This is a genomic window from Thainema salinarum CENA647 (genome assembly GCF_057732415.1).
In genome coordinates this window covers 32,266-44,627 of record NZ_JBYJZJ010000026.1, presented here as the reverse complement: position 1 = coordinate 44,627, position 12,362 = coordinate 32,266, and the positions used below count along the sequence as shown (strand labels likewise).

Annotated in this window: 11 protein-coding genes and 1 pseudogene; 9 read left to right on the top strand and 3 right to left on the bottom strand. The window is 47.1% G+C overall.

What is annotated here, in order from left to right; all coding sequences use genetic code 11:
* The first annotated feature begins 387 nt into the window (after nucleotides 1-387).
* From AC286M_RS35520 to AC286M_RS35495, 6 genes are all read left to right on the top strand, one after another.
* Nucleotides 388-621 carry a helix-turn-helix domain-containing protein gene (locus tag AC286M_RS35520; protein ID WP_488208954.1) on the top strand — a complete coding sequence of 78 codons (234 nt, stop codon included), beginning with the start codon at nucleotides 388-390 and terminating at the stop codon, nucleotides 619-621.
* A 334-nt stretch (nucleotides 622-955) separates the two neighbouring features.
* Nucleotides 956-1,699 carry an SDR family NAD(P)-dependent oxidoreductase gene (locus AC286M_RS35515; RefSeq protein WP_488208953.1) on the top strand — a complete coding sequence of 248 codons (744 nt, stop codon included), beginning with the start codon at nucleotides 956-958 and terminating at the stop codon, nucleotides 1,697-1,699.
* Nucleotides 1,700-2,385: 686 nt separating this feature from the next.
* A complete protein-coding gene (locus AC286M_RS35510; protein WP_488208952.1) occupies nucleotides 2,386-2,682 on the top strand; it encodes a hypothetical protein in 297 nt (98 codons plus the stop codon).
* Nucleotides 2,683-3,025: 343 nt separating this feature from the next.
* A complete protein-coding gene (locus AC286M_RS35505) occupies nucleotides 3,026-3,301 on the top strand; it encodes a hypothetical protein (protein WP_488208951.1) in 276 nt (91 codons plus the stop codon).
* A 163-nt stretch (nucleotides 3,302-3,464) separates the two neighbouring features.
* Complete coding sequence (locus AC286M_RS35500; RefSeq protein ID WP_488208950.1) at nucleotides 3,465-3,743, top strand: hypothetical protein; 279 nt, start codon at nucleotides 3,465-3,467, stop codon at nucleotides 3,741-3,743.
* 370 nt (nucleotides 3,744-4,113) lie between these two features.
* A complete protein-coding gene (locus AC286M_RS35495) occupies nucleotides 4,114-5,886 on the top strand; it encodes a cache domain-containing protein (RefSeq protein WP_488208949.1) in 1,773 nt (590 codons plus the stop codon).
* On the opposite strand, the gene AC286M_RS35490 is transcribed toward AC286M_RS35495, so the two are convergent.
* Together AC286M_RS35490 and AC286M_RS35485 are read right to left on the bottom strand one after the other, a co-directional pair.
* Complete coding sequence (locus AC286M_RS35490) at nucleotides 5,836-6,579, bottom strand: hypothetical protein (RefSeq protein WP_488202632.1); 744 nt, start codon at nucleotides 6,577-6,579, stop codon at nucleotides 5,836-5,838. The genes AC286M_RS35495 and AC286M_RS35490 overlap by 51 nt on opposite strands.
* Nucleotides 6,580-6,629: 50 nt before the next feature.
* Complete coding sequence (locus tag AC286M_RS35485; protein ID WP_488202633.1) at nucleotides 6,630-7,103, bottom strand: hypothetical protein; 474 nt, start codon at nucleotides 7,101-7,103, stop codon at nucleotides 6,630-6,632.
* A 78-nt stretch (nucleotides 7,104-7,181) separates the two neighbouring features.
* Between AC286M_RS35485 and AC286M_RS35480 the strand changes: the two genes are divergently transcribed.
* The 3 genes and pseudogenes from AC286M_RS35480 to AC286M_RS35470 all read left to right on the top strand — a co-directional run bounded on the left by AC286M_RS35480 (nucleotide 7,182) and on the right by AC286M_RS35470 (nucleotide 8,604).
* Entirely contained in the window at nucleotides 7,182-7,646 is a 465-nt protein-coding gene (locus AC286M_RS35480) for a sensor histidine kinase (RefSeq protein WP_488208948.1), read from the top strand.
* Between the two features lie 131 nt (nucleotides 7,647-7,777).
* Nucleotides 7,778-8,122 (top strand): annotated as a pseudogene (locus AC286M_RS35475) (IS4 family transposase); the annotation flags it as partial.
* A 140-nt stretch (nucleotides 8,123-8,262) separates the two neighbouring features.
* The gene (locus tag AC286M_RS35470) at nucleotides 8,263-8,604 is read left to right on the top strand and encodes a hypothetical protein (RefSeq protein WP_488208947.1); all 342 of its coding nucleotides are present in this window, start codon (nucleotides 8,263-8,265) and stop codon (nucleotides 8,602-8,604) included.
* Between the two features lie 183 nt (nucleotides 8,605-8,787).
* On the opposite strand, the gene AC286M_RS35465 is transcribed toward AC286M_RS35470, so the two are convergent.
* Nucleotides 8,788-12,285 (bottom strand): two-partner secretion domain-containing protein, encoded by a 3,498-nt coding sequence (locus AC286M_RS35465; RefSeq protein ID WP_488208946.1) that lies wholly within the window; start codon nucleotides 12,283-12,285, stop codon nucleotides 8,788-8,790.
* Nucleotides 12,286-12,362 lie beyond the last annotated feature (77 nt).

Sequence of the window (12,362 nt, the reverse complement as noted above, 5' to 3'; positions counted from 1 at the left end):
ATAACTAATAAGCGATATAGTCCAATACCAGTCCAAAATTTCATAACCGTAGGTTTCTGTCCAAATGCCCCCGCTGTTCCAAGTTAGACATTGTGAGTACCTTGAATAACGGCTGCCCTTGAAACGGTTGGGCTAGGCGATCGCGCTAATTTGATTCAGCACCTGGCGCGGCTTTTGCGATCGCAAGAGTGGTATCTACGGGATTTATCTGTAATCCCTCCAGCACATCTATGTAGCCTGAGAGCGCTTGGTAACGGGTGCTGCCTACCCGACTAAATTAAGTATGCACTGTCAACTATTAGTCGACAACTAATAGTTGACGGTTTATAGTGAAAACTATCAACTAACGCTTTACTAGTGAGGTGAATGATGTTGTCAGGGCAAAAAGTGAGAGTTAGGCGAATTCAGGAAATTGAAGTGACTGGGCTGGGCGAGCGCATCCGTAAGGCTCGCCTAGCGTCTGATAAATCCTTAGAGCGGTTATGCGCCGAAGTGGAGTTAAGCCGTACCTACTGGTACGACGTTGAGCGAGAAACACTAAAAGGAACGCTCTCAATCGAAAACCTGCACAAGATTGAGGTTGCTTTAAATGTCGATTTCGGAGTGAAATTTGACGATTAGTGAGATCGCAGCTCATTTCATGCCAAATCAACAGATTACTTAAGAGTCCTAGAACCGCTTCTTAAGTTCTGAGATCGCAACTGGGTACACTGCATAACTTCCTCTGCACGCTGATGATTTGCTCACCTGTATGGACTAGGCTTAGTTTTGGCAGCGGAAACTTTTGGTCGTAAAGGCTGAAAAACCAACAGCACAGTAGTTGCAGCTCAATCAGTCTTTGTTTTTATAACATCATGCAGTCCTGTTTCATGGCAGCAAAATCCCTCAATTGGTCTAGGAGAAGGCTGAAGACGGGCGTTTATCATATTTCTGTTCTCTATCTCAATTACTCTTTATGAACCAACCGCTGTCTAACCAAGTGGCCCTCGTCACCGGCGGCTCCCGTGGCATCGGCGCGGCGATTTGCCAAAAACTGGCAGCCCACGGTGCTCGTGTGGCGGTGAATTATGCCAGCAGTCCTGATGCTGCCAATCAGGTGGTGGAGCAGATTCGGGCCGATGGCGGTAAGGCGATCGCCATCAAAGCCGACATGAGTGACCCAGCCCAGGTAATCAACCTATTCGATGAAACCGAAAATGAGTTAGGTAAAGTCTCGATTCTGGTCAACAATGCGGGCACTGCTGTCCCCGGTAGCCTGGCTGAGATTACCGACGAGGATTTTGACAAGCAAATTAACCTCAACGTGCGCGGCGTGTTCGTCGCCAGTCGGGAAGCGGCTCGACGCATGGAGTCGGGCGGACGCATCATCAATATTGGCAGCTCATTGGGTGAAGCGGTGCCCATGCCAGGGCTTTCCATCTACTGCGCTACGAAGTTCACCATTGCTGGCCTGACACGGGGCTGGGCGAGAGATCTGGGGCCGCAGAATATCACCGTCAATTGTGTGGAACCTGGTCCCATTGATACTGAGTCGAACCCTGCTAGTGGCCCCCAGGCTGACTACCAAAAGTCTGTGACTGCCCTTGGTCGCTACGGCAAACCGGAAGAAGTGGCGTCCCTCGTGACGTATGTTGCTTCACCAGAAGCTAGCAACATTACTGGATCGACCCTCCGGGTGGATGGCGGGTGGGGCGCATAGATTCTGAACCACTGGATGCAGATTTTTGTTAGGTGATGTTCCTAGGGATTGTGGGCTGGACAATTTACGTGTCAATACGAGAGCAGGAGCAAGGGCAGTAGGGGGTTGACCTGCGATCTGACATTTCACCGTTAGCAAACAGCTCTGATTCACGATTTAATAACGACCAGTTGCAACATTGAGCAACATTCATCAGCAAAATGATTTCGGGCTTGCGCTTGGGGCGTTTCTATCACGGCTTATTCGCAGCTTAATAACGACGAGCTGTAATAATTAGTAATCTTCATCACTTAGATGATTGAAGGCTGCGCAACTCCACTACGTTCCGTCGCTACGCATCCCACACACCACGCCCAGCTTTGGGCAACAGCTTTTCTGAAAGCTCGGCATAGCAAGCGCTTTGGCCGTTGCCAGTTGTTGCCGGTTGTACCCAGGAATGGCTGTAATACTGATAGGTACTGAGTTTGAAGTGTCCCTAGGTAGCGACTCAAAATCTGATAGGTTGCGATCTCAACTGGGCACACTGAAATCAGAGTAGTTGATACACCCTGCTACCATCACCGCTCACTTGGAGTATCGAGTGAGCATTTTTATTTAGTGTTCGTAAAATATTGCCTAGACAACACTGTGACAGAAGCTACAGAGCTTACATTTGAACTATCAACATCTCCACCTTGTAACTACAAATGGCTGATTTTCAGATCATTTCAGGTTCGGCTATTTGTGAATTTAACTTCTTTGCCGATGGAGCCATCTATCGGGGAGCTGTTGCTCGTAATGGCTTTTATAAATTAATCGCGACTTACTCAGATACTGATAGGTTCACAGCTTGCGCTCTAGCCTGTGCTCTTGAACAACAAGGGCAGCATTCCATCGTTTCAGTTGAGATAGACGGCATCCGAAAGGTATGGGCCGAAATCCGGTCTCTGATTAATCCCGTTCCTTTGATGAGGCTGGATGCGCTGTCACCTGCGATCTCATAAATAAAAGCCCCAGTGCTTTGCTGGGGCTGAACCGGTTCTGTTCCACACTTTGTACTTTCAGAGTCGCTAAGTTGGTGGTGAAGTTAATCAGCACTGAGCGGGAGATGTGAGATCTTAACCTCAATAATTTCTGTCTGTTTTGGGCACAACTAGAGCAGCATGTTATATTTTTTGCTCGCCACAGATATATTGAGGCGAGCCATTTTATTTGAGGTAATCCCGCAGTCAAATCCACTCTGAAATATAAAATTTACGTAAAAACACCAAGTTTATTGTTTCTATAGAGTAAATTGAGGGAAAACTCTCATAAGAATACAACCCAGAGTGAATGGAGGCACTCAAAATGCTGGTTAAAACTATTCCGAGTTCCACCATCAGTGAATTTAACTTCTTCGCCAATGGAGCAATCTATCGCGGCGCGATCGTATTGAATGGCTTCTACAAACTTATTGCAGAATATTCATCCACGGAACGGTTACAAGCATTTGAATTAGCCTATGCGCTAGAGATACAAGGCTTTCGTGGTATCGTTTCGGTTGAAGATAATGGTTGTCGAAAAGTCTGGGCTGAAGTGCACTCGTTGATTAATCCGATTTCTCTATTCAGGCTCGACTCCTGACATCCTAACATTGCAGAGTAGCCTTTTACACCCGCTACCACCACTCACTTGGTACTCCAAGTGTGCATTTTTGGGGCAATACGCTAACGGGTAAAAACTCAATATAAACAGCACTGAGATTTCTTATTTTTCTGTATTTAGATGTGAGTAACAACACACTGACATGAACGATAAGATGTCACGGTTCAAAATTGTTCCCGAGGCTACCATTTATGAATTCATTTTTTTTGCTGATGGGACAATCTGCCAAGGCGCTGTCGCGTACAACAGCTTATATAAGTTGATTGCAGAATATTGTGATAGTGAACCGCTCCAAGCTTTAGCCTTAGCCTGCTCACTTGAACAACAGAGCATGCAGGCTATTGTTTCAGTTAAAGTTGGTGGGACACGAAAAGTATGGGCTGAAATCCGTTCTCTGATTAATCCAGTTCCACTCCTTTGAGCAGAAGGTTAACGACCTGAATCTGACATATCGAGGACTGGAAGTGCTTCTCTTTCTAGATAAGCAACATCCCCTGTTACTCAGGAGTTTAATCATCGGCCCTCAACTTAAACTCTCTGACTACCTACTGTACTTTCTTCCGATTCCCCTCCTCCTGCAAGCTTGATCTTCAAGATCGTTTTAAGTTGAGAAATCGAGATTGCCATTTTGATATTCTCTATTTATTTTGGGCACACTGAAATCAGCGTAGTTTTACGGACTCTTTTACCAGCTCACCAGTTTTTTCATTGAGAATATATAAATCGGGAAATAGATAGTTTATTTTAGAGTCGCTCAGTGCTCTCTATCAGTCATTAAAACCATTGTAAAAATGAAGATAAAAGTCGCAAGGGTTCCACTTCAACTAGTGCTTGTTCTCCCTTTCGTTTTGCAAATCTTTGCGGCTGTGGGATTAACGGGTTGGTTAGCTTTGTGGAATGGGCAAAAAGCGGTTAACCAGCTAGCTGAGAATCTACGTCAGGAAATCGATTCTCGCATTCAGCTTCACCTTGAAACATATTTTGAAAAAGCCCATATCGCCAATCAGATTAATGCTAATGCTTTGCGTCTACAAAAAATAAATCTAGACGATAAGACAGACCTTCAAAATTATCTATTAAACCAACTAGAAGCTTTTCCATCTCTCACATCAACAGGAATCGCAACTGAGCAAAAAGAAATGATTTCTGTTGGACGGGTAGGAGCAGACCAATTTGTCCTAGCTGCAATTGAGGAAAATTCAGATAATTTCTATTTTTATAGCTTGGATGAGAATGGTGCGCGTTCCCAGCTACTTTGGCAAAAACCAGACGTTACTCCTCAAGATTATCCTTGGTATACAGCCGCTAAACAGTTAGGTCAACCAACCTGGAGTCCGATTTTCTTGTGGACTGCCGATGAGTTTGAAATCGGAATTATGGGAGTTTCTCCTCTCTATGGAGAGACAGGCGATCTACAAGGTGTTTTGGCATCGGGGTTAGTCTTAGACCACATCAGTCAGTTCTTAAAGGATCTAGAAATTTCTCAATCAGGAACAACACTAATTTTGGAGCGCTCAGGTCTGCTGGTTGCTAATTCCATTGGCGAAAATCTTTTGGATTCAACATCGACTGGAACAAAACAGCGCAGACATGTCTCCAATAGCACAAGTTCTTTAGTCCGTGCTAGCTATCAATCTTTAGAGAAACAGCTTGACAACCTTAATTCGATCAACCAATCAACTCAGTTAGAGTTTTGGGTTGATGGAGAACATTACTTTTTACAAGTCTCTCCCTTTAATGACGGACTGGGTCTGGATTGGCTAATTGTCACTATCGTGCCAGAGTCAACCTTCATGGCCCAGATTCAGGCCAATACGCGTCTGACCATTGGTCTCTGTTTAGGAGCGTTCGCTGTTGCGCTCGCTCTGGGTACCTTAACCTCTCGCAGAATTGCGCAACCGATTATGAGTCTTGGGCAGGCTTCTAAAGCCATTGCTCAGAATCGCTTCGATCAAAGTATTGAGTCTAGTCCGATTTCAGAACTCAATGATTTAGGGCAGTCTTTTCAAGCGATGGCTAAACAGTTGCAACATTCATTTGCGGCCCTTGAACACAGTAAAGAAGTCTTAGAAGATCGCGTTCAAGAACGCACCGCTGAGCTTTCTCAAACTCTTGATAATCTAAAGCAGACACAAATTCAGCTGGTACAAACTGAAAAAATGTCCAGTTTGGGGCAGATGGTAGCAGGCATTGCCCACGAAATCAATAATCCCGTGAATTTCATCCACGGCAACATTATGCATGTTGAAGCCTATGCTCAAGACCTACTGCACATCCTGCAAGCTTATCAAACTCACTATCCTAGTCCCCCTGAAGCCCTGCAAAATACTCTAGATGAAGTCGATATCAATTTTCTGCAAGAAGATTTGGTGCAGGTGCTGGGGTCAATGAAAATAGGAACAGAGCGGATTCGCCAAATTGTGGTGTCTCTACGAAACTTTTCTCGTCTTGATGAAGCTGAATTCAAAACGGTCGATTTACACGAAGGTATTGAGAACACTCCTAGTTCCAACTTATTTTGTGTCAGCGTTCCTGAGCAATGGTCTTCTGCCATTCAACGATGAGGCAATCAGCCAATTGCGAACCCAGTTGTCGTGATAGCGGAAGCCGTTGAGTTGCTCAAAGGGGCATAAGCACCCGCCCATTGCTTTGCGAGTCTTGCGACAAAAGGGATGGAAGTTCCAGAGTAAGGCCATCGAGCGCACCGACTGTTCCGCCGAGTCCCAGAATCCATGAAAATCTTGCATGGCATACAAGATGCGGTCAAGATAGTTCATCGGACGGTCAACCTGATTGCTGGTGCGATAGGCGTCAGGGAAGTCAAAGGCGCGTTGGAAGACGTGAGATTTGTCGTTGAGGCGTCGCAAGCGAGCGTCAATGGCCTGGGGCAACGCGTGGGTGTTCACCCACTCCAGCAACCGACGCAACCGTTGAGCAAAGTGACGTTTGCTCTGGCCCCGATACAGATGCCAAAGCTTGTCGGCTAGTTGCTGACCCAGGACTGGTTTAGAGCGGCACCCATCGCGAATTTTAATCACCTCATGCAGGAAGCACAGAATCCAGACCAGGCCAGGGAATAGCTCCTCCCAAGCGGCTCGGGTGGCCTCCCAACCATCAGTCGTCACCGTCTCGGGCGCATAGTCGGGAACATGATGGGCAGCTTCCTGCTGGAATACCCCATAGGCTGCGGTTAATCCATCCTGACCCGCATTGGCACTGAGACTGGCTCCCAGGACGCACCCTTGCGCCGCTGTCACTGCCAGATAGACTCGCTGCCCGTGCCAATCACAATGCTTCTCATCGGCAACTAGATGGGGGGGAGCGCCGTTTCCCTTTTGAGGGTACTGCCCACAATCGAGGCTCGACCGAACGACTGACAGAGCCGATACCAGTGCATCTCAGAACGGCCCAGCACATAGGCAATCCCCTCATACGACAGGCCATGCTTTCTTAAATAGAGCGCTTTGTCGGCCATCTCCGCCGTCTCGCTCATGTACGGCATCACCAAATCGGGACGCAGTTGATAAGCCTCTCCGGTACTCGGCAGCAAAATCCGCCGGGTCTTGAGCTGTTGACGAGAGGACTCGACCCATCCGTGAAAGCGATAGCCTGCCTCAATCCCGTCGGGAAACAGTTCCGGGTGGGATGCGATCTGCTCGTTGAGATACTGGCGAAAGGCTTCCCGGTCTTCTACTAAGACCTCGTAGTCAAGGTCGTCTGCAATGGGCAGACAAATCGTTTTATCGCCTGCTGTGCCACGCTTGCGTCGTTGCTGAGCCATCGGCTTTGGCCTGCTGAACTCTCTGCCTCAATTCTACTCAACACAAACTTGGGTGGAACTAGGAACACTCTGTTAATCTTGCAGCATCGTCTTCGTTCTAAAGCTGGAAAAACACCTATTGAGATCGTAAAGAACTATGGTCAGTTGCCAGATGTAACCTGTTATCCGGGGGCTCTCAATCAGGTTTTTATGAATCTCATTGCCAATGCAGTTGATGCTTTACAGGAGTCTACTGAACAGCAAAACGAGGCGGATTCTTCTCCATCATATAAAATACCTAAAACAATTTGGATTTCAACTCAGTTAGTATCTGACAATCAAGTACAAATCATCATTGCTGATAATGGGCCAGGTATTCCACAATCTGTTCAGTCACGAATTTTTGATCCATTTTTTACGACTAAACCACTTGGTCAAGGTACAGGCTTAGGGTTGTCAATCAGCTATCAAATCATTACCGAAAAACATAATGGCAAAATACAGGTTGACTCTAACCTGGGAGAAGGAACTAAATTTGTCATCGAGATTCCCGTCTGTCAATAAATGAATACATTTTGTGAATCTCTACTATTAGCAATCAAAAGGGATATGAAACCTTTCTCAGTACAGGAAAAAAGCTTGAAAGATAGGGAGGAAAGGGGTTTCATGGAGTTGCTAGACACCAACGAAACCCTATGGATCAGATTACTCTACTGCACGAAACCTTGCGACCGCATTTGAATTGGCACGGTGCTCGCTTGAGCTTTGTCGCCCGTTTTTTAGTGGCCTTGTTACAGGTGAGAACCGTTAACCTCAGTGAGTTAGCGGTGGCCTTTCGGGGAGAGTCCCAGTGCGATTCACACTACAAACGCTTGCAGCGCTTTTTCCGAGGCTATGACCTCGATGAGACGGCAGTGGTGCGAGCGGTGCTGGCTTGGTTGCAGATTCCAATGCCTTGGGTCCTGTCGCTAGACTAAACCGAATGGCGCTTTGGCCACTGTGTCTTCAACATTCTGGTGTTAGGCGTGGTGCATCATGGATCTTTACAATCGTTATTTTTATTTATAAAACACAATTATTAGTTTAGCTTTTTCACAGTAGGCTAGAAATAGCAACGTCTAAACTTTGCGATGCGCTCATTTTATTCGCACAAAATTCAGACTATCCTAGAGGAAACAAGATGCCTAGGATCAAAATCATTCCTGAGGCTGCTGTTTGTCGATTTAGCTTCTTTGCAGATGGAGCGATTTACCAAGGATCGACAATTGAAGGACAGCTTTATAAGCTAATAGCAGAATATCTATTAAGTGAACAGTCTAAAGCTGTTTCCCTAAGCCGCTTTTTAGGGTTGAAGAGTCATCAGGCTATTATTTCAATAGCACAAGACGGTACGAGACGCGTCTGGGCTGATGTTCGCTCCCCTATTACACCCATTCCTTTTATGCGAGTAGAAACTTTATCCTTACAACAGACAGAGAGTTCTAGGACAGAGGATATGAACATAAAACCAGCCAACGGCTAAGTATTAACCTTCAAACTGGACAACAGCAGTTTGCTGAACTATTTCAATAGCCAGTCCTTGGCTTCTTCTACTCTATTAAAAAATCGTATACAAAGTTCTCTACTGGATTGACTTGATCATTGTTGCAGTTCCAATAATTGAATCACTACTGTGCTGTAACTGAAATGCACGACCACTCATTGTTTAACCACTACAGGTAGCAAAAGCCGACTGCGGCACAGCCGATTGGTTTGCAATCAGCTCAATCTGACCGTTGGCATTACGACGCCAGCTTGTGGTTTCAATTAGATTGGGTGCAGTAGCTAAGGCTGGAGGTTCAGCGCTTCCAGATTGTCGATAAGCAGAGAGATCGCGGACATCTTCCCAAGTGCGATCGCGGTTGACCTGCTGCGTTGGATTCTGAGGGATACCTCCGCGTCCAGTGGCAACAAACTGACTACCTTGTGTCTCCTCACAACCTGTAGTAATTTGCTGCGATGGGTCTGTCACATTCGCAGGTAGCTCAATCACGCCAGAACTAGGGGCAGTATTAATGGTGGTGATCTGAACCGTGCCACTAATGCCAAACTCAGAACTCGCGGTAATGTCACTTTCTGGTGTTAGTTGGTCGCGAAACTCAAGACCAAAAATACCCTGGGCTGTGATCTCAATGTTGCCGCCTCGACCTCTGATCGCATTAGCAATAATGTCACTGTTTTCGTCAGCTACCGCCACAATGAAGTCGGCATTGATTGTGATATTTCCGCCACTTGCATCTCCCGTAGCATTCGTTGAAATACGACTACCATTGCGTAGGATAACCAGGTTTGACTCGATCTCAATATTGCCCTGATTGCCACCCGCAACATTAGCTTCTAAGGTAGCCTGATTCAGCAAACGTAGAGTATCAGTATTGATAGCTAAATTACCCGCACCACCACTACCCACACCGCTAACCGAAATGACGCCACCATCTCTTACATCCAAAAGAGGAGTTTGGATCTGTACAGATCCGGCTGGCGCATCAGTCACTGAGGTGGCTGCAATGCGACTGGGATGGTTGGTGGTAAAGCCAAACAAGGGTGCAGGACGATCACCAACTCCAGCCACCGTCAGCGAGTCGCTTGCTCGAATAAAAATATCCCCAGCCACTCCAGCACCTGACGTTCCCGTGCTAATGATCCCACCAGCTTCAACACGTAAGCGATCGACTTCAAGGGTTAGACTACCGCCTGCGCCAGTACTACCCGGACGAGTTCCCGCACCAATAAAGCTCGGTGTTGGTGTGGCTCCAATGCCAGGAATGTTAAAGCTACCCATTCCCCGAATTAAGAGATCATCGGCCTGCACGTTGATACTGCCCGCTTGACCAGACCCTCCGGTGAGCACAGTGAGGCTAGAACCATCAAAGATGTCCAAGCGTGCACCTGCTAGCGTCAAGGCACCACCCAGTGCACTACCTTGAACTCCAGTTGAAATTGTACTGGCTTGTTGCAAACGTGTGTTCGCCGCTTGAATATTGATGCTGCCACTACGTCCCGCTTGCAAGGCATCGGCACTAATATCACTATTGTTAAGTTGCAACGTATCTTGTACCCGCAGTCGCAGGTTTCCACCTTGTCCAATTTGAGTTGTGGCTGTGATACTGCTGAGATCGCTGAGTGCCACTTGGACGGCATCAATAGTGAGGTTCCCAGCATTTCCCGTTCCTTCATTAGCAATTTCGATGCGGCCCTGATTGAGCTGTAGTTCATCTACTCTAAAGGTTAAGGTGCCTGCATTTCCGGCCCCAGTGGCACGGGTAGTCACTTCTGCACCATCACGAACTCGTAAGCGTTCTGCTTCAACGTTAATCGAGCCAGCATCAAAGTTACTGCTCGAAGAGGCACTGATGGAGCTAGGGAGAAACTGACCATTAACTTGCGCTTGGGATATCCCCTGTACGTCAATATCTCTGACCTGGAGGTTGACACTACCAGCAGTTCCTTGGCCTATGCTGGACGATGTAATTTGACCACCATTGAAGACGCGCAAGCGGTCAGCCGCTAAGTTGATACTCCCACCTTGACCAATAGCCCCATCACCGACCGAGACTGTAATGCCGCTAATTACTCCGCTCAATAAATCACTAACTGGGTCACTAACTTCCACATCACGGGCACGAATCTCGATATTGCCAGCAGTTCCCTGAGCACCAGGCTGCAGTGGCCCAAAGAAGTCACTGGCACCAGATAAGCCGCTCGAAATAGTGCCGCCTTCCGCTAGTGTTAATCTCCCCGTATCAATCGAAATTGCGCCTCCCTGTCCTGTAGTTCCGGCTTGGAGCGAGCTAAGCACTCCACTGGCGTTTCCATTAGCAGCCCCCAATCCTCTAATATCCAAGCTCTCAGTCGCCTGAATCTCGATATTGCCAGCAGTGCCATTGCCCCGCAAGACATCAGAGCTAATGCGACCATTATTCAACAGACTGATACGGTCAGCTTCAACCGTGAGCTGACCAGCTTCATTATTGTTCCCCCCAAAAATTAAGTTGGTAATTGCTGAAGAGCTACCACGAAAAGGGTTTGGCCCCACAATATTCACGTCTGTCGCATCAACGGTGATATCTCCTGTACGAGAATTATCTCCTCGGGTCGTAGACTGAATCCAGCCACCATTCCGTAGTTCTAAGCGTTCCGTAGCAATTGATATATTACCTGCTTGGCCGGTAACAGAGGGCGGCGACGAGCCGACGGCACCAAGCGGTAATCCTACAGAGGTGCTAATTCCTGAATTATTAGGTTGTCCAAGAGCAGAAACGCCTAGCAACCTGACAAACTCCGTTGTTTCGATAGTAATTCCTCGCCCCTGTCCTACCGAAGTTGTTGACCTGATATCAGAGCCATCTTGTACTGTTAATCCTCGACCTCGGACGTTAATCGCTCCGCCGTTGATTCCACCCGCATCTACTAACGAGATTTGTTCTAGTGAAATCGTACCCCAGCTAGCCGTTTTGGTAGGACTAATCAAGCGCCAGTTTGTTAGATCATTATCAAACCTCACCTCAGCATCTTGCACGGCCCATAGTTCGATCTGTCCATCCGTAGCCGTTAAGGTTGCATTATCAATATCGATTTGCTCACTGACTAAGGCCAAGGTTTCTCCTGATTGGACGGACAAGGTTGGAGAGCGGGGAACCAACGGATCGGGCGCTGGTTGGCCTTCGACCTGAATTGAACCTGCATTTGGCCCAAGCTGTAATCCTACCGGAACACTAACGGTCAATAACGGAGGCGTGACCGTATCAGTGGTGTTCCACTGAACACCATCGTTAAATAAGACATTGTTTGCGGTACTGGCAATAAAAGAACCGCCAATATCTAAGCTGGCATTGGGGCCAAAAAGAATTCCGGCTGAATTGAGCAAAAATAAATTCGTATTGCCATTAGCTTGAATAAGACCATCAATAGTGGAAGCACTGCCTCCTGTCACTCGACTAAAAATGGTTTGCACATCTGAGGCATTGTTAAAGATAGCAGATCCATTGGTGGGCACAGAAAATTGGCTGAAGCTGTGGAATAAATTATTGCCGACTCGACTGCCATTGTTGATGGTAAAGCTGTTGCCTGTGCGAGAAACGGTAGTGGATAGAGTGCCATCAGGTGTTACTTGAGCGTTTGCAGGAACTCCCCAAACTAAACTCAGTCCAATCGGGACTAACAAGCCTACGATTGATCCTATACGCACCTTTTCGACAGAATGAATCCACCCTTGCATCTCTAAATTCCTAGTAAGCCAAC